Source organism: Roseibium denhamense (assembly GCF_009711415.1).
GTDB classification, from domain to species: domain Bacteria; phylum Pseudomonadota; class Alphaproteobacteria; order Rhizobiales; family Stappiaceae; genus Roseibium; species Roseibium denhamense.
Map to the genome: position 1 here is coordinate 65,573 of NZ_SMLZ01000100.1, position 22,392 is coordinate 87,964.

Annotated in this window: 25 protein-coding genes; 11 read left to right on the top strand and 14 right to left on the bottom strand. The window is 55.7% G+C overall.

Annotation, left to right across the window (positions count from 1 at the left end; genetic code table 11):
* Positions 1–79: 79 nt before the first annotated feature.
* The 4 genes from rplS to E1180_RS07150 all read left to right on the top strand — a co-directional run bounded on the left by rplS (position 80) and on the right by E1180_RS07150 (position 4,626).
* Complete coding sequence (gene rplS / locus E1180_RS07135; RefSeq protein WP_155190479.1) at positions 80–550, top strand: 50S ribosomal protein L19; 471 nt, start codon at positions 80–82, stop codon at positions 548–550.
* Positions 551–798: 248 nt separating this feature from the next.
* Positions 799–2,211 carry a 3-isopropylmalate dehydratase large subunit gene (gene leuC / locus E1180_RS07140; protein WP_155190480.1) on the top strand — a complete coding sequence of 471 codons (1,413 nt, stop codon included), beginning with the start codon at positions 799–801 and terminating at the stop codon, positions 2,209–2,211.
* 291 nt (positions 2,212–2,502) lie between these two features.
* Entirely contained in the window at positions 2,503–3,060 is a 558-nt protein-coding gene (locus tag E1180_RS07145) for an HNH endonuclease (protein ID WP_283404582.1), read from the top strand.
* A gap of 129 nt (positions 3,061–3,189) precedes the next feature.
* On the top strand, positions 3,190–4,626 hold the full coding sequence (locus E1180_RS07150) for a TadE/TadG family type IV pilus assembly protein (protein WP_155190481.1): 1,437 nt from the start codon (positions 3,190–3,192) through the stop codon (positions 4,624–4,626).
* A gap of 68 nt (positions 4,627–4,694) precedes the next feature.
* Here the strand turns inward: E1180_RS07150 and acs are convergent, their stop codons facing one another.
* From acs to E1180_RS07215, 13 genes are all read right to left on the bottom strand, one after another.
* Positions 4,695–6,632 (bottom strand): acetate--CoA ligase, encoded by a 1,938-nt coding sequence (gene acs / locus E1180_RS07155; protein WP_155190482.1) that lies wholly within the window; start codon positions 6,630–6,632, stop codon positions 4,695–4,697.
* Between the two features lie 182 nt (positions 6,633–6,814).
* Positions 6,815–7,213: a DUF1761 domain-containing protein gene (locus tag E1180_RS07160; protein WP_196220554.1), complete on the bottom strand. Its 399-nt coding sequence runs from the start codon at positions 7,211–7,213 to the stop codon at positions 6,815–6,817.
* A 57-nt stretch (positions 7,214–7,270) separates the two neighbouring features.
* On the bottom strand, positions 7,271–8,002 hold the full coding sequence (locus E1180_RS07165; protein ID WP_155190483.1) for a hypothetical protein: 732 nt from the start codon (positions 8,000–8,002) through the stop codon (positions 7,271–7,273).
* Positions 8,003–8,620, bottom strand: a complete 618-nt coding sequence (gene ureG, locus E1180_RS07170; RefSeq protein ID WP_155190484.1) for an urease accessory protein UreG — start codon at positions 8,618–8,620, stop codon at positions 8,003–8,005.
* Positions 8,617–9,330 carry an urease accessory protein UreF gene (locus tag E1180_RS07175; protein ID WP_155190485.1) on the bottom strand — a complete coding sequence of 238 codons (714 nt, stop codon included), beginning with the start codon at positions 9,328–9,330 and terminating at the stop codon, positions 8,617–8,619. Before E1180_RS07175 ends, ureG begins: the two co-directional genes overlap by 4 nt.
* Positions 9,331–9,501: 171 nt before the next feature.
* A complete protein-coding gene (locus E1180_RS07180; protein ID WP_155190486.1) occupies positions 9,502–9,990 on the bottom strand; it encodes an urease accessory protein UreE in 489 nt (162 codons plus the stop codon).
* Positions 9,987–10,592: a glutathione S-transferase family protein gene (locus E1180_RS07185; protein ID WP_155190487.1), complete on the bottom strand. Its 606-nt coding sequence runs from the start codon at positions 10,590–10,592 to the stop codon at positions 9,987–9,989. The genes E1180_RS07180 and E1180_RS07185 overlap by 4 nt, the downstream gene beginning before the upstream one ends.
* Positions 10,593–10,624: 32 nt before the next feature.
* Entirely contained in the window at positions 10,625–12,337 is a 1,713-nt protein-coding gene (gene ureC, locus E1180_RS07190; protein ID WP_155190488.1) for an urease subunit alpha, read from the bottom strand.
* 31 nt (positions 12,338–12,368) lie between these two features.
* Positions 12,369–12,779: a lysozyme inhibitor LprI family protein gene (locus E1180_RS07195; RefSeq protein WP_155190489.1), complete on the bottom strand. Its 411-nt coding sequence runs from the start codon at positions 12,777–12,779 to the stop codon at positions 12,369–12,371.
* Between the two features lie 2 nt (positions 12,780–12,781).
* Positions 12,782–13,204, bottom strand: a complete 423-nt coding sequence (locus E1180_RS07200) for a lysozyme inhibitor LprI family protein (protein ID WP_155190490.1) — start codon at positions 13,202–13,204, stop codon at positions 12,782–12,784.
* Positions 13,205–13,209: 5 nt separating this feature from the next.
* Positions 13,210–13,521 (bottom strand): urease subunit beta, encoded by a 312-nt coding sequence (locus E1180_RS07205; protein WP_155190518.1) that lies wholly within the window; start codon positions 13,519–13,521, stop codon positions 13,210–13,212.
* Between the two features lie 15 nt (positions 13,522–13,536).
* Positions 13,537–13,839 carry an urease subunit gamma gene (locus E1180_RS07210; RefSeq protein WP_155190491.1) on the bottom strand — a complete coding sequence of 101 codons (303 nt, stop codon included), beginning with the start codon at positions 13,837–13,839 and terminating at the stop codon, positions 13,537–13,539.
* Positions 13,840–13,857: 18 nt separating this feature from the next.
* Positions 13,858–14,664 (bottom strand): urease accessory protein UreD, encoded by an 807-nt coding sequence (locus tag E1180_RS07215; RefSeq protein WP_244313988.1) that lies wholly within the window; start codon positions 14,662–14,664, stop codon positions 13,858–13,860.
* A gap of 427 nt (positions 14,665–15,091) precedes the next feature.
* Between E1180_RS07215 and E1180_RS07220 the strand changes: the two genes are divergently transcribed.
* From E1180_RS07220 to E1180_RS07230, 3 genes are all read left to right on the top strand, one after another.
* A complete protein-coding gene (locus E1180_RS07220; RefSeq protein ID WP_208996984.1) occupies positions 15,092–16,462 on the top strand; it encodes a D-alanyl-D-alanine carboxypeptidase family protein in 1,371 nt (456 codons plus the stop codon).
* 185 nt (positions 16,463–16,647) lie between these two features.
* Positions 16,648–16,947 (top strand): hypothetical protein, encoded by a 300-nt coding sequence (locus E1180_RS07225; protein ID WP_208996985.1) that lies wholly within the window; start codon positions 16,648–16,650, stop codon positions 16,945–16,947.
* A 123-nt stretch (positions 16,948–17,070) separates the two neighbouring features.
* Positions 17,071–18,321 (top strand): CobW family GTP-binding protein, encoded by a 1,251-nt coding sequence (locus tag E1180_RS07230; protein WP_155190493.1) that lies wholly within the window; start codon positions 17,071–17,073, stop codon positions 18,319–18,321.
* Between the two features lie 9 nt (positions 18,322–18,330).
* Here E1180_RS07230 and tesB read toward each other — a convergent pair whose 3' ends face one another.
* The gene (gene tesB / locus E1180_RS07235; RefSeq protein WP_155190494.1) at positions 18,331–19,197 is read right to left on the bottom strand and encodes an acyl-CoA thioesterase II; all 867 of its coding nucleotides are present in this window, start codon (positions 19,195–19,197) and stop codon (positions 18,331–18,333) included.
* A gap of 132 nt (positions 19,198–19,329) precedes the next feature.
* Between tesB and E1180_RS07240 the strand changes: the two genes are divergently transcribed.
* From E1180_RS07240 to E1180_RS07255, 4 genes are all read left to right on the top strand, one after another.
* Positions 19,330–20,568 (top strand): ubiquinone biosynthesis hydroxylase, encoded by a 1,239-nt coding sequence (locus E1180_RS07240; protein WP_155190495.1) that lies wholly within the window; start codon positions 19,330–19,332, stop codon positions 20,566–20,568.
* Positions 20,569–20,645: 77 nt separating this feature from the next.
* On the top strand, positions 20,646–21,518 hold the full coding sequence (locus E1180_RS07245; protein ID WP_155190496.1) for an SDR family oxidoreductase: 873 nt from the start codon (positions 20,646–20,648) through the stop codon (positions 21,516–21,518).
* Positions 21,519–21,579: 61 nt separating this feature from the next.
* A complete protein-coding gene (locus E1180_RS07250) occupies positions 21,580–21,777 on the top strand; it encodes a twin transmembrane helix small protein (protein ID WP_155190497.1) in 198 nt (65 codons plus the stop codon).
* A 21-nt stretch (positions 21,778–21,798) separates the two neighbouring features.
* Entirely contained in the window at positions 21,799–22,374 is a 576-nt protein-coding gene (locus E1180_RS07255) for a cob(I)yrinic acid a,c-diamide adenosyltransferase (protein ID WP_155190498.1), read from the top strand.
* The last annotated feature ends 18 nt before the right edge of the window (positions 22,375–22,392 follow it).

Consider the following 22,392-nt stretch of genomic DNA (forward strand, 5'->3'; position numbering starts at 1 on the left):
CCCGGAGTTGGTGAACCGTTCATCGCATATATGGCTTTGAACGCTCTGACCTCTTCGTAATTGAAAAGGGAAAAATGCCATGAACATCATCGAACAGTTGAACAAGGAAGAAATGGAGAAAATTGAAGCTCAGCGGAAGCTTCCTGCGTTTTCTCCTGGTGACACGGTTCGTGTCAACGTGAAGGTCACCGAGGGTAACCGTACCCGGACGCAGGCCTATGAAGGCGTCTGCATCGCCCGCTCTGGCGGCGGCATCAATGAGAGCTTCACGGTTCGCAAGATTTCTTATGGTGAAGGCGTCGAGCGTGTCTTCCCGATCTATTCTCCGATGCTGGAAGGCGTTGAAGTTGTCCGCCGCGGTAAAGTCCGTCGTGCGAAACTTTACTACCTGCGCGACCGCCGCGGTAAGTCTGCCCGTATCGTGGAAAACACAAACGTTCGCTCCAAGCGTCTGAACGAAGAAGCGCGCGCTGAAGCTGCCGCCGCAAAGGCCGCAAAGGCCGAGGCGAAGAAGGCGGCTGCAGAAGCTGCTGAGAGCGCTGCCGAGTAAGACCATTTTGGTTGTATGAATTTGAAGGCGGCCCACCGGGCCGCCTTTTTATTTGTGCTAATGGTCCTTCTGCCGGTCAATCTCACTTGAATTCAGCTCAACTTGGTGCGCTTGACCTTGGCCCGGACCTTTGTCATTCACTAGCGTGACAGTTTTTGGTCTTTGTTTGCCGGTAAAAAATAGGCGGAGAAGGACTGACGGCCGGTAACTTCAATGGATTGCCGGCCAGAAGGAATGAGGAGAGACGCATGGCCAAAGCACGGACGCTTTACGATAAAATCTGGGACGATCACGCCGTCGACATGCAGCCGGACGGAACCGGCCTGCTTTATATCGACCGGCATCTTGTGCACGAGGTCACGAGCCCTCAGGCCTTCGAGGGATTGCGCATGGCTGGCCGGAAGGTACGCCAACCTCAGAAGACACTGGCGGTTGTTGATCACAACGTCCCGACGACAGACCGGCGGCACGGTATTGACGATCCTGAATCTGCGCTTCAGGTGGCTACACTGGCTAAGAATGCTGCAGAGTTTGGTGTCGAGTATTACTCTGAGCTCGACCTGCGCCAGGGTGTTGTGCACATCGTCGGACCCGAGCAAGGCTTTACGCTCCCGGGCATGACTATCGTGTGCGGCGATAGCCACACATCGACACATGGTGCATTCGGATCTTTGGCTCATGGGATCGGGACCTCGGAAGTCGAACACGTTCTCGCAACTCAGACCCTGATCCAGAAAAAAGCAAAGAACATGCTGGTCAAGGTTGAGGGCAAGATTCCGGCTGGAGTAACCGCAAAAGACATTGTTCTTGCGATTATCGGTAAGATCGGGACGGCTGGCGGCACGGGCTATGTGATTGAATATGCTGGTGAGGCCATTCGCTCGCTGTCGATGGAAGGCAGGATGACCGTATGCAACATGTCTATCGAAGGCGGTGCGCGGGCCGGTTTGATCGCTCCGGACGAAACAACCTTTGAGTACATCAAAGGCCGCCCTAAAGCGCCGAAAGGCGAAGCCTGGGACATGGCACTGGAATACTGGAAAACACTGCACACCGATCCTGATGCGTATTTCGATAAGGTGGTTGAGCTTGATGCGGCCAATCTCCCGCCGATCGTCTCCTGGGGCTCGTCTCCGGAAGACGTCGTATCAGTCGAAGGCGTTGTGCCGGATCCCAGCGAAATTGACGATGAAAACCGGCGCGAATCCAAAAAACGGGCGCTGGACTATATGGGTCTCCAGCCCGGAACAAAGATCACCGACATCAAGATTGACCGCGCTTTTATTGGCTCTTGCACCAATGGCCGCATTGAAGATTTGCGCGCCGCGGCTGCGGTCATCGGCAATCACAAGGTTGCATCCCATGTGAGCGCGATGGTGGTACCGGGATCAGGTATTGTGAAGGAACAGGCGGAAGAAGAAGGTCTTGATGTTATCTTCAAGAACGCCGGTTTCGAGTGGCGCGAGCCGGGTTGCTCTATGTGCCTTGCGATGAATGCCGACAAGCTGGCGCCTGGGGAGCGGTGTGCGTCGACTTCCAACCGGAACTTCGAGGGGCGTCAGGGCCACAAGGGGCGGACCCATCTTGTGTCCCCCGCCATGGCGGCCGCTGCGGCAATTGCCGGTCATTTCGTCGACATCAGGGACTGGACCGTCAATTGATTCGCCGGCTGTGATGGAAAGCTTCTAAAGGGCGCCGCAAGGCGCCTTTTTTCTTATCCCTCTTAAATTTTTCGCTCCGGACGGAAACACTTCTAATTTGCTAAATGATTCACGCTGTTAAAGTTTTCCGGTCCATTGAAAACGGGCTCCGATACATACCAGAAGAAATGAATTAACCGGGCTTCACAAGACTGTCACCTCAGCACTACAATACTCCTGTCACATCAGGACATACTTCGCTGTCCGTTTGACCGGACAGCGGACAAACGGACTAGGCGTGAGGAGTGGAAGGTGACGATAGCGGTTTCGTCGGGAGCCCATCCGGCGTTGGTGCTCAATGCGGATTACCGGCCTTTGAGTTACTATCCTTTGTCCCTTTGGTCGTGGCAGGACACGATCAAGGCGGTCTTTCTGGACAGGGTCAATATCGTCTCTGAGTACGATACAGCGGTTCGAAGTCCGAGCTTCGAGTTCCGATTGCCAAGCGTCGTATCGCTCAAAACCTTCGTCAAACCAAGCCGCTATCCTGCCTTTACCCGCTTCAACGTATTCCTCCGTGACAAGTTTCAGTGCCAGTACTGCGGTTCCAAAGATGAACTGACTTTCGATCATCTGGTCCCGCGCTCCAAAGGGGGCCTGACGACCTGGGACAACGTAATCACCGCATGCTCTCCCTGTAATCTCAGAAAATCGAACAAGTCTTGTGAACAGCTGAACATGTGGCCGATGCACATGCCATTTCAGCCGACGATCCAGGACCTGCATAACAACGGGCGCGGTTTTCCGCCAAACTACCTTCATGAAAGCTGGCTGGATTTCCTCTACTGGGATACGGAACTGGAGCCGTGAGGCAAGCTTGTTCTCGAAAGCTCGACTTTTTCATTCAAAATTAACGTAAAATTAAGCAAACTTTTAGTCTGCCCTTAAGGGTTTAAGTACATTTCTGTAGTAGCTATGACTGACAACCAAGAGGCAGTCATGGCAAACTCGCGCGTAACTCTGCGAAATCTAATTAATCGGTTCGGCAAGGATGCTCGAGGGGCGGTGCTTCCGGCCTTTGCGATCTGTGTCGCTTTTATTTTTCTACTAATGGGTTTCGCAGTTGATTTGTCACGGTCAATTACGGCCCGGGAAAAACTGGCGTATGCGATCGATGCGGCTGCTTTGTCTGTGGCATCTGAACTGTCAGTGTCCGTGATGTCTGATGCGCAAATTAGAACGGCCCTTGAGAATTCTCTGAGGGCCAATTTGGCGGGCGAAGACTTCCTGGACGAAGCTATTGCGCATTTGACCTTCACAGTTGATTCAGACAACGGGACAATTTCTGTAGACTCAAACGCCAGCCTTAATGAACCGTTCGTAGATATTAGTAAGCTCGGTTATGATGCCGTGGATGGGTTCAGCTTTGGCAGCGATGCTGAAGTCACTTATTCTAGATTTGACGTTGAATTGGCACTTATTGTCGATGTCACAGGATCCATGAGCGGCGACATGGTGACACTCCGGGAAGCGTCTACCGATGTGGTCAACATTCTTCTGCCCGAAGACCAAGATCCGTCGACCGCAAAAGTTCGAATATCACTCATTCCCTACAGCGCTGGTGTCAACCTCGGAACCTATGCGGATGACGTAAAAGGGGGGGCACATGGGTATGGCGATAGCTCTGATTGCGTTACCGAACGCGAGGATTATGACGATGGCTCCGAAGTTTGGGAAGTAAAGTACACAGACCTTAGTTATGCCTACTACAATGAAACAAACCCACCACCGATGGAGACCTTCTACGGGAACGGCGGATCTTGCGCCTCGGATTCGGTCCTTATTCCACTTACAAATGATCGAGATCTTTTGATACCGGCGATTGCCGATCTGGAAGCTTCAGGGACTACCTCGGGTCATACCGGTGCGATCTGGGGCTGGAACAGTCTTTCGCCAAACTACAAAAACCTGTGGCCGTCCGACAGTGAACCGGCTTCATATGATGATGAAAACGTTCTTAAATTTGCAATCATGATGACGGATGGCGACAACAACCGGACTTTCGAGTTGATTAAGACCGAGACCGAAGAAGAATGCGGATGGAAGCAGAATAAAAAAGGGAAATGGAAATATAGGTGTAAAGATGTAGTTAGTGACCTTGATCCCAGTAATTACTATTGGGACGATGTTTCATCTGGAAGCGGTTACGATGACGATCCATCTTCTCGACATAGAGAATACTGCGATGCCATGAAGGATGCAGGTATACAGATTTTCGGTGTTTATTTTGGCAGCAACAATTCCTCTACCGGCGGTCTTAACATGCAATATTGCGCTAGCGACGGAAGCTACTATCAAGCAAGTTCTTCCGAAGGACTGAAGCAGGCGTTTTCAAATATCGCGAAAAAGATACAACAAATATACTTATCACAATAGAATTTATGGATATAAATAAATAAAAGCCCGCCAGTTGGCGGGCTTTTTGTTCGCAATAACTGTTTTGATTAGGCCCGGTTCTGGCGGTTGTCGATGAGGTCATCAACGACGGCCGGGTCTGCAAGTGTTGATGTATCGCCCAGATTGTCGAAACTATCTTCGGCGATCTTGCGCAGGATGCGGCGCATAATTTTGCCAGATCGCGTCTTCGGGAGGCCAGGTGAGAACTGGATCAGGTCCGGCGAGGCGATGGGGCCGATCTCCGCCCGGACATGTTTGACGAGTTCCTTCTTTAACTCATCCGTTGGTTCTTCGCCTTCCATCAGCGTGACATAGGCATAGATGCCCTGCCCCTTGATATCGTGCGGATACCCAACGACAGCAGCTTCCGAGACCTTTGCATGCGCCACCAGCGCGCTTTCAACTTCGGCGGTCCCCATCCGGTGCCCGGAGACGTTGATAACGTCATCCACCCGGCCGGTGATCCAGTAGTAGCCATCTCCGTCGCGGCGGCAGCCGTCCCCGGTGAAATAGAGGCCCTTATAGGTGGCGAAGTAAGTTTGCACGAAGCGGTCATGATCACCATAAACCGTCCGCATTTGACCCGGCCAGCTGTCGGTGATGACAAGATTGCCTTCCGTCGCCCCGTCGAGGAACTTGCCTTCCGCGTCGACCACAGCAGGCTGCACGCCGAAGAAAGGACGGGTTGCGGAGCCGGGCTTCAGCTCGGTCGCGCCCGGTAACGGCGTGATCAGGATGCCGCCGGTTTCCGTCTGCCACCAGGTGTCAACAATCGGACAGTTCTGCTTGCCAACGACATTGTAATACCATGTCCAAGCTTCCGGATTGATTGGCTCGCCGACAGAGCCAAGAAGGCGCAGGGAGGACAGATCGGCCTTGTTGACGAAGTCATCTCCTGCACCCATAAGGGCACGGATCGCCGTCGGGGCCGTGTAGAAGATGTTGACCTTATGCTTCTCACAAACCTGCCAGAACCGGCTGGCATCGGGATAGGTTGGCACACCTTCAAACATCAACGTGGTCGCCCCGTTCGCAAGGGGGCCGTAGACAATGTAGCTGTGCCCTGTAACCCAGCCGACATCTGCCGTACACCAGTAGATGTCACCTTCGTGGTAATCGAAAACATACTGATGGGTCATGGACGCATAGACGAGATATCCGCCTGTGGTATGCACAACACCTTTTGGCTGACCTGTCGATCCGGACGTGTAGAGAATGAACAGCGGGTCTTCCGCATTCATTTCTACCGGTGCGCAATGGTCAGATACGCGGTCGGCTTCTTCGTGATACCAAACGTCCCGGCCTTCTTGCATGGAGATGTCGCCGCCGGTGCGTTTGACGACGATCACACTACCGACCGGCGCTTTTTCCGCGGCCTTGTCGACATTGAGTTTGAGAGGCACTTTCCGTCCGCCGCGCAGGCCCTCATCGGCCGTGATTACGCAGTTGCTTTTGCAGCTTTCGATGCGCTGGGCGAGACTGTCAGGTGAAAAGCCGCCAAACACGATGTAATGAATGGCGCCGATCCTCGCACAGGCGAGCATGGCATAGGCTGCCTCCGGTATCATCGGGAGATAGATCGTGACCCGGTCGCCTTTTTTGACGCCCTGTGTATGCAGAACATTGGCGAACTTGTTTACTTCATGGTGCAGATCCTTGTAGGTGATGACCTTATGTTCGCTTGGATCATCGCCCTCCCAGATGATGGCCGGCTGGTCACCGCGCTTTTCCAGGTGCCGGTCAATGCAGTTTGCAGAGACGTTCAGTGTACCGTCTTCGAACCACTTGATGGATACATTGTGATAGTCGTAGGAGGTGTTCTTGACCTTGGTAAACGGCTTGATCCAGTCGACGCGTTTTCCGTGCTCTCCCCAAAAGCCATCCGGATCGTCGACCGACCGCTGATACATTTCAAGGTATTTTGCATTATCGACATGCGCCCGTGCAGCAACATCCGCCGGAACGGGAAAGACAGATTCGGACATGTGAAAACCTCCCAGAGAGCACAATTTTGTCCACGGCGCGCTTATCCTCCGCTCGCCCGCGTCCATTTTTGCTGTTGGCATTATGCTTACGGCACTCCGTACCGTCCAGAACCTCGAGTTAGTCCTTTAGTCGGCGAGCCATTGGTCTAATGCGTTCAAATACGTAGAGAATTACGTTTGCGTCAGCTGACCAGCCCCAAGACCACACCCTGAATGGCCAGTACGCCGAGCCAATGGCCGCCGTCAATGGCGGTCAGCATCCAGGACTGACCCTGGAAGCGGTGGTTGATGATTTGGGTGGTCATGACGATGCCAACCCAAACCATGCCAGCCGAAATGAGTCCGGTCCTGACGGAGGTTTCGCCTGTATGGTAGACAATACCGGCAAAAATAAAGGCCATCACAAACTGGCATACGAATGCCAGGATCATTATGCCCGTGCTTGGCTTTGTCTGGTCCTCGGTTAGATTGGCAGCCTTCATCCAGGCCTTGCCTAAAACACCGTACCAGGCAGCGCCAAACATAAAGGACGCAACGGCAGCCGCTGCCACCGCGATCATATTAATGCCATCGAACATCATGGCTGGGTCCACTCCCCTCCGCGTTTTTGGCGAAGGTGCGACGGGACGCTGCAAAGATCAACCTGTTTCGGTGCTGCTTGGCTGTGAGGTTCTCAGCCACACCGTCAATGTGCCGCATGGCTCGAAACCCAATTGGCTGTAGACCGGCAAGATATCCGGGTCGGTCTCGTAGCAGCAAATCGCCTTATGTGGAAACGGCTCCATCAGATCGTGTAAGGCACTGTACCGCCAGCTTTTTCTGTAAAACAGATTTGATATGCCAAGTATGTCCTTGCCCTCGATGCTTGGGCCGGAATTGAAGACGGCGCCTGCCTTTAGCACGCTGTCTTTATGGATGGCGGCAAAACTGACGGTGCTGTCCTCCAGCAAACGGTTCGGGAACACCGAATGCAAGGCTTCCTTGCTGTTCCACTCGTGGAGCCATTTTTTGAGGCTCTCGGCATGGGTGATCTGGTGCCAGCAAGGGGGTGCGGAAGCCTTTTTTGCGGAAACCGGTGGCCGGAAGAGCCAGGTTCCTTGAAAGAGTTTCTTGAAACCTTGGCGGCTCAGATCGAGTGTATCAAAACTGTCTTTTACAGCGGCATTCACCGGTAGTCTGGCCAGCGCAGCATCAAGGTCCGCACTTGTTTTTGGTGAGGTGGTCACGAGGTTTGGATAAAGTGGAAGTGTTTTGCCGGTGGCATTCCAGAAGGCCGAATGAAAGTGTGTTTTTGCTCCGGCGGCTTTTAGAACCGCATCACACCAGAGTGCGTTGTTTTGCGCACAGGCTTCCTGTCTGTTTGCCACCATTTATGCAAAGAGCCCACCCTTCGAGATGACGAAGTCTACCACAGATTCGGCGCCCTCACCCGCTTTGAGATTGGCAAAAACAAACGGTTTATCCTTGCGCATTTTCCTGGCGTCCCGGTCCATCACATCAAGATCCGCGCCCACATACGGGGCAAGGTCGGTCTTGTTGATCACAAGCAGATCAGAACGGGTGATTCCGGGGCCGCCTTTGCGCGGTATTTCTTCGCCGGCCGCCACGTCGATCACATAAACGGTCAGGTCTGCCAATTCCGGGGAAAACGTCGCTGCAAGATTGTCACCGCCGGACTCAATCAAAATGAGATCGAGATCAGGAAAGGCCTGGGTGAGATCATCAACAGCTGCCAGGTTGATCGAGGCATCTTCCCGGATCGCCGTATGCGGGCAGCCGCCTGTTTCCACCCCGCGGATTCGATCACTGGTAAGTGCCTGCGCTCGCATCAGAGCTTCAGCATCTTCGCTCGTGTAGATGTCATTGGTAATGACCGCGAGGGAATAACGCTCCCGCATCGCCTTGCAGAGTTTTTCCGTCAGCGTGGTTTTTCCAGCCCCAACGGGACCTCCGATACCAACGCGCAAGGGACCGTTTTGAGATGTCATGAACGAAACAACCTCGAATATTGGGTTTCATGGGCCATTGAGGCGATATCTGCAAGAAAGGTGGAGGTTCCCAAATCGTCGAGGCCACAGGTTTGAGCCCGGTCAGCGATCTGAAATACAAGCGGCTCCAACTCTGCAAGAACGCCTTGGCCCTGGTTCTGACCAAATGGAACTGCTCTGACTGCGGCTGAAACAATGTTGGCCGCAAATGCGTGCAGAAATGCAGTCGTTGCCGGTAAAACCGGTATCCCGTGGGCAGCACAGGTAAGCCCTGCTGCCACCGGATAGGGCCAGGGTCCGGAAGACTTTGCAGTCATATCCAGAAAGGTGCGCCCCGCGGTCTTGCCATCGGCTGGCGCCCAGCTTTGTGCGACCGCATTAATGAAGGCTGTACCCTGGGCGCTTGTTTCCAGATACCGTTCCTTGGACGGTTGCATTGCGAGCCCGAGCGTCTGCAGCTCTTCGATCCGCTTCACATCGCCGATATGGCACGCCGCATGTGTTTCTTTCAAAAGAATGGCGTCGGTGCGCCCGGCCCCGAATTGCAGAACGTCCTGTAGCCAATCCGTAAAGGACAGGATGTCCGTTACATCTCCTGCCTCAATCGCCTGCTCCAGCCCATGGGAATAGGTGAAGGCACCCACGGGAAAGGCGGGCGAGAGAAACGTCATCAGCCGGTAGAGCGCGGATTGGGAGATCGGCTGGGTCATTCCAAAGCCCCTTCGCCGAGCTTTTCCATGGTTGTGCTCCCGGCCTCTATGCCAGGATCCATTCGCCTATCTGGTTGCCGCAACTTGTGAATTTTTGGTGCAGTTTCTCTGCAAGCGGGTGGATGCCCGCTCAAGGCGAGGATGCCACCAACATCATTGACGCGGAAAAAATCAGTCATGAGGGTGTGCATGCCCGCGACCATGACCGTGGCTGTGTCCATGGGTCTGACCGTGGCCATAGGCGCCGCCTTCCGGGTCGAAAGGAGCGGATACAGCGGTTAATGTGCCACCGAGTTTTTCGACCATGTCTTCAATTACGTGATCCCGCCGGATCCGAAGCCTATCCCCCATCAGCTGGGTCGGCAGGTGCCGGTTCCCAAGATGCCAAGCGATCTTGACAAGATGGGCGGCATTTTCGGCTCTGATTTCGATCAGATCTTCCGGCTCGGCCAACACTTCAACGATCCGCCCGTCTTCAAGGACCAGCCCGTCCCCATGATGCAGGTGGACGGCTTTTGGCTGATCCAGAAGAAATGACAGGCCTCCAATTGCTGTCAAAACCGCACGCCGGCGATGACGGTCTTCGCGGTCCAACGTGATTGAATCCGCTGCTGGACCTGTCCAGTTTCCAGCCCGCACAATGGTTGACACCCGGATCATAGGGCGGCCTTCACCTTGGCCGTCATGGCCTTATAGCCGTCACGGGACCGCAAGCGTTTGAAGTAGTCGTAAACAGGTCCGTCGGGCGGCAGGTCGAACTTGGCGGCCACGGCCCAACCGGCGCAATGACCGATTATGATGTCGGGAACCGTGAATGTTTCCCCCATCACATATGGCCCATCCCCCAGCCGGGCGGACAGTGTTTCCAAGCCTTGCGCAAATTCGTAGCGGCAAGCCTTCTTGACGTCCGGTGCGCGGAACTCTTCCGGGTTCACAAAGGTGTTTTTGGCGGCGGTCCAGAGTGCGCCTTCCAGAACATCGACCGCAAACTGCGTAAAGCTGTCCTGTATGGCGCGTTCCGGGGTGCCGGCAGCAAAGGTAAACCTGCCATGTTTGTCGGTAAGATAGGTGCAGATCGCAATGGATTCGGTAACCGTGAGATCGCCATCGACGAGTGCCGGAACCTTTCCGCTCGGGTTGACCGCGCGGATGGTGTCGGATTGCGGCGGCGCCGGATCGATTTCGTAAGGTTCTCCGAGCTCTTCAAGCAGCCACATAACGCGCATAGCCCGTGTCTGCGGAAAACCAATGATCTTGTACATTTGATGCCTTTGTTGCCGTTACCGGTCAGCCGTTAAAAAAGAAAATAGCGCTGGGCCATGGGCAGGACCTCCGCCGGTTCGCAGGTCAGCAACTCCCCATTTGCCCGGACTTCATAGGTTTCCGGATGCACGTTGATTTCCGGCGTCGCGTCATTGAGCACCATCGATTTCTTGGAGATGCCGCCGCGCACGTTTTTCACCGGCAGAACCAGACTGTCGAGACCGGCCTTGTCCTTGACGCCGTTGTCATAGGCGGCCTTGGAGACGAATGTCACCCGGCTGTGGGTCATAGCCTTGCCGAACGCGCCGAACATGGGGCGGTAGTGAACCGGTTGAGGGGTGGGAATTGAAGCGTTCGGATCGCCCATCGGGGCGGCGGCGATGGTGCCGAGTTTCAAAACCATATCCGGTTTTACCCCGAAAAATTTGGGGTCCCAAAGGCAAAGATCCGCAAGCTTTCCAACTTCGACCGAGCCAATATGCTCATCAAGTCCATGGGCAACCGCAGGATTGATCGTGATTTTCGCCATGTAGCGTTTGACGCGGAAGTTATCGTTTTCGCCCGTTTCTTCGCTCAGTTTGCCACGTTGAACCTTCATCTTGTGCGCGGTTTGCAGCGTGCGGATTATGACTTCGCCGACCCGGCCCATCGCTTGGCTGTCAGATGCGATGATCGAGAAGGCTCCCATGTCATGGAGGATATCTTCTGCCGCGATCGTTTCTTTGCGGATGCGGCTTTCGGCAAAGGCAACATCTTCAGGAATGGACCCGTCGAGATGGTGGCACACCATCAGCATGTCCAAATGCTCTTCAAGTGTGTTTACCGTGTAGGGCCGCGTTGGATTTGTGGACGACGGCAGAACATTCAATTCACCGCAGACCTTGATGATATCGGGCGCGTGTCCGCCGCCTGCACCTTCCGTGTGGAAGGCATGGATCGTCCGGTTCTTGAACGCGGCCGTCGTGTTCTCGACAAATCCGGATTCGTTCAAGGTGTCAGTATGGATCATTACCTGAATATCGTACTCGTCCGCGACGGACAGGCAGGTGTCGATGGCAGCCGGGGTGGTGCCCCAGTCCTCGTGAAGCTTCAAGGCGGACGCGCCCGCAAGGACCTGTTCCTCCAGCGCGGCCGGCAGAGACGCGTTGCCCTTGCCGGCGAAAGCCAGATTCATCGGAAAGCTGTCTGCGGATTGAAGCATCCGTGTGATGTGCCAAGGACCGGGTGTGCAGGTGGTGGCATTTGTTCCGGTCGCCGGCCCCGTTCCGCCGCCAAGCATGGTGGTGACACCCGAGGTCAAGGCCTCTTCAATCTGCTGCGGGCAAATGAAGTGGATATGAACGTCCAGAGCGCCTGCGGTCAGGATCTTGCCTTCCCCGGCGATGGCTTCCGTTCCTGGGCCGACGATGATGTCCACACCGGGCTGGACATCCGGGTTGCCTGCCTTGCCGATGCCGATAATACGGCCGTCTTTCAGGCCGACATCGGCCTTGACGATGCCCCAGTGATCGACGATCAGGGCGTTGGTGATGACGGTATCCACGGCGCCTGCGGAGCGCGGGTTCTGGCTTTGGCCCATGCCGTCGCGGATCACCTTGCCGCCGCCGAACTTCACTTCCTCGCCGTAGGTGGTGAAGTCCTTCTCGACTTCTATCATCAGGTCGGTATCGGCGAGGCGCACTCTGTCGCCAGTGGTAGGTCCGAACATGTCCGCATAGGCGGCCCGGGGCATTTTATAAGCCATTCACGTCTCCGATCTGCGATCAAACGGCAATTCACCCGCCATAGTCTTCCGCCATGGCCAGCAGTTGTTCCGCACGTTGCTGTGTTGAGATAATCATGCAGCCAAGGAAGGTCATCTGACCTTGTGTGCCGGCCCGGAACGGTTTGGCATATGCCGTGCAGTCCTTGTCCCGGAACACCAACCAGGCGTCTTGTGCGTCTTTGAGGGCATTCTCGCTGCCTTTCAAGTGATCTGGCAGCGTCTCATCGGTCTGCGCCATGACCACAAGCGCCTGCTGGTATGCAGAGCCGAGATCTTCTTCAGCCTGCTCCAGCGCTTCTTCCGCGCAATAGGTGCGCTCGTTGTTATTGAGCGGGTAGCCGCAATCAATTGCCTGCTGCGCTGCTGCGGACCCGTGGTATAGGCCCATCAGGAATGTTAGTGCGGCAAGGCGTTGGAGCATCGTCAATTTCCAAGCCCCTTCGCAAGATCCTGAAGTTCCTTGGTGCGCTGCTGCGTCAGGGTTGTCCGGCAATCGAACACAAGCATGGGCTCCATGCTTCCGCCTCTTGCCAAAAAGCCATACGCGTCACAGGCTTTGTCCCGGTAGGGTATCCAGGCCCGTTGCGCGTTCCGCAGGGCATCCGCTGCGCCCTTCAAATCGTCGGACAAGTAGCTATCGGTCTGTTTCATGGAGGCCATCGCGGCTGCATAGGCTGTATTCAGTTCCTTGTCCGCAGCTTCCCAGTCTAGCTTCGAACAATAGGTCATGTCTGATTGGGTGACGGGACTTTTGCAGTCGGTATCCTGTTGAGCTGCGGCCGGAACGGATAGGCTGGTGGCCCCAAGAAAACAGGCCGTCAAAATCGCCGATTGGTACCTGCGCATGGCGCTCATCCTTTCAATTCACCCATGACTTTCTGGTTGAAGCCGTAGACGGTCCGGTTCCCGCGATAAGGCACGAGCGTGACGGTTCTGCTTTGTCCGGGCTCAAACCGGACCGCTGTTCCGGCTGGAATATCAAGCCTCATTCCGGTTGCCGCTGCCCGGTCGAAGGAAAGGCCAGGGTTTGTTTCGGCGAAGTGATAGTGGCTGCCAACTTGGATCGGGCGATCGCCTGTATTCGATACTTCCAGATCGAGCGTTTTCAATCCGGCATTGAGTTCGATGTCGCCGTCCGCGGCAAAGATTTCACCTGGGATCATCATGCGCTCCTCTTCTTAGCGGATTGGTTCATGAACAGTCACGAGTTTGGTGCCGTCGGGAAAAGTGGCCTCGACCTGAACATCGTGGATCATTTCTGCAACGCCCTCCATGACCTGGTCCCGCGTAATAACATTTGCGCCCGCTGCCATGAGGTCCGCCACCGTGCGCCCGTCCCGTGCGCCTTCAACAACGAAATCCGTTATCAATGCAATGGCCTCCGGGTGGTTCAGCTTCACGCCGCGTTCCAGGCGCCGGCGCGCAACCATGGCGGCCATTGAAATCAAAAGCTTGTCTTTTTCTCTCGGCGTCAGATTCATTATCCATCTACTCCGGGCTTAACAGGACCAGACCCGCGGCAATTGTGCCGCGCGGTAATGGGTTAAAAAAGTCGTCAGTGTTTTCCGCAAGGCATGGCCCGACCGGCCGACCATCCGCACCAGCAAAACCCCGTTCCAGGCACTTGCCGCGGCCGCAACATCCGAAGTTCCGCAAGGTGCCAGACTGGCTCTGGCATGAGCGATGTGATCTTCGGCATCCAGCCGGCAATCGAGAACTGTGGCAACTGCCAGTCCGCCGCCGCCGGTCGCTTTTCCGAGCATGGACGCGGCTGGATCGTCATCCAGCCTGACGTCATCGGCAAAAACAAGCCGGCCGTCCCGGGAGATTCGCCAGCTGTCCTTGAAGGTCAGTTTGGTCAAGGTTTCTCCCATGGCGGCCCGTCCGAGTACGAAACCCTCGCACATCAAAAGCCTTGCATTGCCGGTCAGGTCTGCACGGACTGTCCGCTGGATGTTGGAGTGGTCGAAGAGAATCGCTTCCTGTGGCAGCCATTCGAGCAGCCCGCCGTCAGCCACGGTCAAGGTACTCGTCATTTCTGCGGAAGTGCCGAGAGAGCGGTAGGCGCGCTCTGCCGTTTGGGTGGTCACAATCGCGTGTGCACCCGCGCCGACCCTCGCGGAAAGAGAGAGCCGGTCGCCACCAGTGAGGCCGCCTGCAGTATTTATTAGAACGGCGGTTGCAGCTTGGTCATAAACCTTGGGAAGCCTGATTTTGGCAGCGCCTGATTGATAAAGATCGGATAGGCGCGTTTGTCCATTGGAATAGGCAAAACCAACACGTCCAACGCCATTCACCCGCTGCATCGCCGCTTGGCGTGGCGCAGATAGTGTTGTTAAACCAGCATCATACACGCCGGATGTGCCCCGCAATTCGTCTTGGTTCGATGTCCATCGTTCTCGCCTAAACAGATTGCGACGCCGGGCGGTCCCGATGCAAGACGCAATCTCGATCATTGATACTTCTAGCAAGAGCCGCGCCACTCCAAAATCGCTTGCCAAATAGCGAGGCGCCAAGGATTAACATTCTGAATTATTGCCGGAATTTCGGAGCGACTTGCTCCATATGCCTAACTGTTGAGCCTTTGCCTTTAAAATCGTCAGGGAACTTCTCGACGACAGGGGTTGCTCATCCGATTAGGTTCCGCTTTCTTAACTGCGGAATGATAAGGGTGGCCAGGCTGGCCGCTCGGCAGGTCCGTCTCTAGTGATTGCGGTACAAGCGGGGATATCGGTGACAATACGCCAAGCAGGCCGTTTTCCAGTGGCAACGCTGGCCATCGCTTTTTTGCTTCTTGCCTGGTCCGCGAGTTCATCAACCGCTGAAATAGGCACCTACGTGCTGGTAGACGCGCGGAATGGTGCCGTGGTTGATGAAAAAAACGCCACTCGCAAATGGTACCCGGCCTCTCTCACCAAGATGATGACCGCGTATGTGACCTTCAAAGCGATTCGGGAAGGCCGCCTGTCTCTTTCATCAGGTGTTGTTCAATCCAAGAATTCTGCCGCCGAACCGCCCAGCAAGATGGGTTTCAAGGTTGGAACGCGGTTCACCGTGGATACAGCGCTGAAGATCATCATGATCAAATCGGCAAATGACGTGTCTGTCGCGCTTGGTGAGGCGGTTGCCGGTTCGGAAGGCGCCTTCATCGACAGGATGAATGCGGAAGCGCGCCGCCTTGGCATGACCAACACACGCTTCACCAATCCCCACGGATTGCCGGATAACCGGCAGGTTACGACCGCCCGTGACATGGCGATCCTAGCCATGGCCCTGCGGAAAGACTTTCCCGAGTCCCGCGATTTCTACAAACATCCCGGCATCCGCTTTGGGAAGAAAACGCTCCGGTCCGCGAACCGGGAGTTTTTGCTGCGTGTGCCGGGCGCGAATGGCATGAAGACAGGCTACATCTGTAACTCAGGGTACAATGTCGCCGCCTCAGTGACGCGCAATGGCAGAACACTGATAGCGATTATCATGGGCGCCTCCTCCGGTCTGGAGCGGACGGCTTTTGCCCGCGAATTGTTCGACACTGGATTTCGGAAACGGGGCGGAAAATCCGTGACCCAAATGCGTGGATCTTCCGGCAATCCGCCAGCCGACGGATACTGCCGCCGCAACAAGAAGCTCAGTTCGACCGAATATGTCGCGAAATACGACATAAAGCAGACCTCCGGCGGCGGTGTCCTTTTTTTCGGCAAGGCCAAAGACGCGGACCCGAAGAAAGTTGATTCAAGTGGCTTCACGAAGGCCAATGGCAAGCCGGATTGGGCGAAGATCCTGGACCGGACGCTTGGTCCGCGCCGGGTGGCATACCGTCCGCTGCCTGTTGGTCTCGGCAATCCGACCTCTGCTCCATCTGTTGCGGCAGTTCCGGCAGAAGATATTCCCTTGCCGAATCCCAATCCGATCCGCCGGGCTGAATACCAGATCCGTACGCAACTACAGCAAACGGCTGAAGCGGCCCCGGTTGGGCCAGCGGCGGCGTCCGCCGTGCGTCCGGGCTCCGCCGTGGACACCAGTCAGGCGGCACCAGGGTCGATCTTTCGCAAAGGGCTCGATTTCACGATTCCTGTGCCAAATCCCAGCCCTAAAAAGCAATAGATTAACTTTCTAGTAATCTGTTCTAACGGAAGTTAATTTTTCATTTAACCGTTTGTTTACTGTAATCATTAACAATTCTATCAGCAATTTTCCAAAGAGCGTATGTGCTTTCCGGAAAATGCCGTGACACACCTTGGGTCACTTCTGGCATAGGAAATGCTGACACTTTTACAGCGAGAGATCGGATGATGATAGAACCGAGATCTACTGCCACAATTCGCGCACTTGCGAGCCTTGCAGAGATTTCTGCTGATCAACTCGAAGAAGGCGGATCTGTCGAGGACGTTATTGCCACGTTGCGCCGCGCGGCGCAGGCTGTGCGAATTGTGGTCGACAACGACGCAGACGCTCCGTCAGATGAAGAAGACCTTGCGCAAGATCTGACGCCTATGGATCTTTCGGTAGAAGAGGCTGACCGGGCATCGGACAACGAAGATAAAAAGTCCTCTGAAACCGGCGAAGTTCATGTCTTGAACGCCGGTTAGGCCAGCAAGCGGTTTTGCCACGCTTTCGCGCTTTGCTGACCGATATTGCCGACCGGCCGGGTTTCCAAACGAAGCGAAGTCACTTAATTGATGGATCAGCTGCAATCATCAAAAAGCTGATCCATGACCGCCCCCAAGACTTCAAGTGCCGGTGCAACCCGTAAGGGCCCCAAGCCACCTATTCCGCTATCTGTTTTGACCGGGTTCCTCGGGGCTGGGAAGACGACGCTGCTCAACAGCCTACTTAACGATCCGGCCATGGCGGATACGGCCGTCATCATCAACGAATTTGGCGAAATCGGCCTCGACCACCTGTTTGTTGGCCAAGCCGGCGAAGGCATAGTGGAATTGTCGTCCGGCTGCCTCTGCTGCACGATCCGTGGCGATCTGGTCACCACGCTGGAAAATCTGTTGCGCCACCTCGACAATGGCCGCACCGAACGTTTGAGCCGGGTGGTCATTGAGACAACCGGTCTCGCGGATCCGGCGCCTATCCTGCACACAGTCATGCTGCACCCGTATCTTGTGATGCGATACCGGCTCGAAAGTGTCGTCACGCTGGTTGACGCTGTAAATGGCGTTCAGACGCTTGATGAGCATGAAGAAGCGCGCAAGCAAGCGGCTGTTGCAGACAGGATCGTTCTCACAAAAACCGACCTTTTAACAACGCCGGAGCAGACCGCCAGTTTTCAAACGCTGCGAAAGCGCTTGAAGGCTCTGAACCCGGGCGCAGGGGTTCTTGATGTCCAGGCCGGTGAAGCCGTTCCGGGTAAGCTCTTTGATGCAGGCCTTTACGATCCGGCCACAAAAATCCCGGACGTCGCCGGCTGGTTGAACGCGGAAGCTTATGACGGGCAGGACCATGATCACGGTCACACTCATGATCATGCGCACGGACATGGCCATGGCGAGGGGCACCATCACCACCACCCTCATGGGCATCATCACGGGCACGGCGATCACGGCCATGCCCACGACGTGAACCGGCATAGTGAGGCGATCCGGGCATTTACCTTGTCCACCGACCGGCCCGTATCCGCTTCCGCTCTTGAGATGTTTCTGGATCTCCTGCGGTCCGCGCATGGCCCGAAACTGCTGCGGGTCAAAGGGATCGTCCAGATCGCAGAAGATCCGGACCGGCCGGTCGTGATCCACGGGGTGCAACATGTTTTCCACCCGCCGGCGACCCTTGAAGCCTGGCCGGACGATGATCACAGCACCCGGATGGTTTTCATCACCAAGGATCTGCCGGAGGGCTTCGTGCGCAAAATGTTCGAGGCCTTCTCCGGTGCATTGAGACCCGATACACCGGATCCCAAGGCGCTCACCGACAATCCGTTGGCAATAACAGGCTTTACCAGTCCGGTCAGATAAGAGGCTCTTTTAATCCTTTTTGCGGACCCGGATCAGCCCTTCCTGAGCGGTCGAGGCGATCAGCCTGCCGTCTTGGGCGTAAAGCAGGCCGCGGTTCATGCCGCGTGCGCCGGAGGACGAGGTGCTATCGGTTGCGTAAAGCAGCCATTCATCGGCGCGAAACGGCCGGTGGAACCACATGGCATGATCGAGGCTCGCCGCCTGGATTTTGGGGCTGAAGACGGATGTGCCGTGCGGAAACAAGGATGTGTCGAGCAAGGTCATGTCGGAGGCATAAGCCAGGACGCATTGATGGATCCGTTCATCCTCCGGCAACTGGCCTGATGCTCTAACCCAGACATATTGCTGCGGCGGCAGGGCCTTTTTGGAGAAATAGTGGGTCATGTCGACCGGCCGCATTTCAATTGGCCGTTCCCGCTCCCAGTATTTTCGGATGTTTTCCGGTGCCATGGACAAAAACTTGTCCTTGAGCTCCTGTTCGCTCGGCAAAGTATCCGGGCCGGGCACTTCTGGCATGGCGATCTGGTGCTCCAGACCTCCTTCGCGGATCTGAAACGACGCGGACATGGAAAATATTGCTTCGCCATGCTGGATTGCGACGACGCGCCGGGTTGTGAAGCTGCCGCCATCGCGGATCCGGTCGACTTCATAGATGATCGGCACCGCGGGATCGCCCGGGCGCAGAAAGTACCCGTGCAGGGAGTGCACGTGACGATCCTCGATCACGGTTCGTGAAGCTGCAACCAGTGCCTGGCCGATGACCTGCCCTCCAAACACCCGCTGCCAGCCGACTTGTGGGCTGCGACCACGGAACAGGTTGTGTTCCAGCGGCTCCAGGTCGAGAATTTGCAAAAGCGTATCGATGGCCGTGTTCATCGGCAGGATCCTTGATATGAAGAGGTCATGTGATTTGCACGGCGTCGGCCGCGGCCCATGTGATCTGTTGAACGGCTGTTGACGTTAAAGTCAAGATGCCCCCGAGACAACTGGACGAGGAGTGAAAGAATAATGGCGCAGCCAGAAGGACAGCCGGATATCTTTGATGTGGTCATTGCAGGCGGAGGATATGTCGGACTTTCGCTCGCGGTCGCCCTGAAAACGGCAGATCCGTCCGCGTCCTGTGCCATCATTGATCCCAAGCCTATGGATGACCTGCACAAAGATCCCCGGGCGTCCGCAATTGCGGCCGCAGCATCGCGCATGCTGTCGCAGCTTGGCGTGTGGGACACGCTGAAGGAAAAGGCGCAGCCGATCAACGAGATGATCGTGACGGACAGCAAGCTGCGGGATTCCGTCCGTCCGGTCTTTCTGACCTTCGATGGCGAAACAACAGACGGCGAACCCTTCGCCCACATGGTCCCGAACGGGTTGATGATGCCTGCGCTGTACGAAGCCGCACAAAAACTCGGTGTTGTGTTTTTCGCTCCCGGTATGGCTGAGACATTCCGGACACATTCAAATCACGTTGATCTTGTTCTTGCGGACGGATCTGAACTGAGGACCCGCTTGCTCGTTGCTGCCGATGGTGTGCGGTCAAAACTGCGCGACCTGGCGGGCATCCGGACAGTTGACTGGGATTATGGCCAGTCCGGAATTGTCACGACAGTGAAACATGAGCGCCCGCATCTTGGCCGCGCAGAAGAGCACTTCTTGCCCGCCGGCCCGTTCGCCGTTTTGCCCCTTCCCGGCAACCGGTCGTCCCTAGTCTGGACTGAAAAGACGGCCGACGCCGACCGGCTTGTCCGCTCTGATGATTTTACCTTCGAGCTGGAGCTGGAGCGCCGGTTCGGTCATCACCTTGGAACGCTGGAAATTGATGGCCCAAGGCGGGCCTATCCGCTGGGGCTCAAATTGGCGCGCGAATTCGTGAAGCCACGGTTTGCGCTGGTTGGTGATGCGGCGCATGGCATTCATCCGATCGCGGGACAAGGCTTGAACCTGGGCTTCAAGGATGTTGCGGCCCTGGCCGAGGTGCTTGTCGATGCCCGCCGGCTTGGTCAGGATGTTGGTGGCATGGATATCCTGGAACGTTACCAGCGCTGGCGCCGTTTCGACACGTTCCAGATGGGCGTTGTAACGGATGTCCTAAACCGCCTCTTCTCAAATGACATTGATGTCATCCGGGCTGTGCGGGATTTCGGGCTTGGCTTGGTCGACCGCATGCCAAAGCTGAAGAGCCAGTTTATCAAAGAGGCATCGGGGTTTGCCGGACCAGTTCCGAAATTGCTTTCTGGAGAACCCATCTGATAAGACAGAAGCGGGATGGGAGAGCCCGGCAATGGATTGTTTGCCGGGTTTGATTGGGAATTTCGGATTAGTTATCAATGAATGACCGGTCGCCGGCTGTTTCGGCACAAAGAAGTATCCTGATCACAGGATGCTCATCAGGAATTGGCGCTGAAGCAGCCCGTGTGATGCGCGGCCGGAATTGGCGCGTCTTTCCCACGGCCCGGCGGGACGAGGATGTTGCCCGTTTAACCGATCAGGGCTTTGAAGCGTTCCGCCTGGACTATGAGGACCCGGAAAGTATCAAGGCGACCGCCGATTCCGTTCTTGCTCTGACGGATAATCGCATCGATGCCGTGTTCAACAATGGAGCCTATGCCGTTCCGGGCGCCTTGGAGGATATTCCGGTCGCTGCTCTGCGCGCGCTTTTTGAAGCGAATTTCCTTGGCTGGCATGATCTGACACAGCGGCTCATTCCGGCCATGCGTGATCGTCATTCAGGCCGGATCGTGCAATGTTCTTCGGTGCTTGGCCTTGTTTCGGTGAAATACCGGGGCGCCTATACGGCGTCCAAATTTGCACTTGAAGCCTACTCAGACACCTTGCGCCAGGAACTGAAAGGCACCGGCATTCATGTTTCCCTGATAGAGCCGGGGCCAATCGATACGGACTTCACCAAAAACGCACTGCAAAATTTCGATCGCTGGATCGGTGATGAGGGGCTGAAGCGTTCACCACACAAAGCAACGTATGAAAAACGCCGTGTCCGCATGGAATCTGGCGAACCGGGGTTTTTCAAGCTTCCGCCGGGATCTGTCGTGTCGCGCCTGGTACATGCGGTAGAGGCCAAGCGCCCGAAAGCGCGTTACCATGTCACGGTTCCCACCACTGTCATGGCTGTGGCAAGAAGGGTGCTTCCCACCGGCTTGCTGGACCGGTTCTGCATTTGGGCGGCAGATAGCGAAGAATAAAACTGCTGAGGCCGGCACAAAGGTACGGACGCAGATATGAGCCGATCTGAAGGAAAAGACTATGGCGAGTTTTGTAAATACCCTAATACCAATCGGCATGGCCGCCGTTGCAATCGTATTGGCGCTCGGTCTCATCAACATGTTTCGAAATGGCCCCTCCAACCGATCGCAAATGTTGATGCGTTGGCGGGTCGGTTTACAGTTTTTGGTCATTGTCCTAGTGATGGGCGGGCTCTACTTCTTCGGCACTGGCAATTAATAACAGGGGTGAGCCGAAGCGATGGTCGTTCTGAACAAGATCTACACGAAAACAGGTGATGACGGGACAACCGCGCTTGGATCCGGTGAGCGGCGCCCCAAACACGATCTGCGCATTGAAGCCTATGGAACCGTGGACGAGACGAACTCCATAGTCGGGATCGTACGTCTTCAAACCGCTGAAAATGCGCCACTCGTTGACGGTGTGCTCGGGCGGATCCAAAATGACCTTTTCGATCTTGGTGCGGACTTGGCAACGCCGGAAACAGGCCAGGACCTCGGTTATGAGCCATTGCGCGTTACAGATGGTCAGGTTGAGGCGATTGAGGCCGCAATTGACGAATTGAACGCGGATTTGTCGCCCCTCCGGTCCTTCGTTTTGCCGGGTGGGAGCGCCGCCTCTGCCCACCTCCACCTTGCCAGAACGGTCTCGCGCCGGGCAGAGCGGCTGATCGTCGAATTGTCCCAGCGGGAGAACATTAATCCGGCAGCAAGCCGGTACATGAACCGGTTATCGGATTATTTCTTTGTTGCCTCAAGGTATCTGAACAACAAGGGCGAGGATGATGTCCTGTGGGTGCCGGGCAAAAACAGGTGATATGAAATCGCCCGGGGG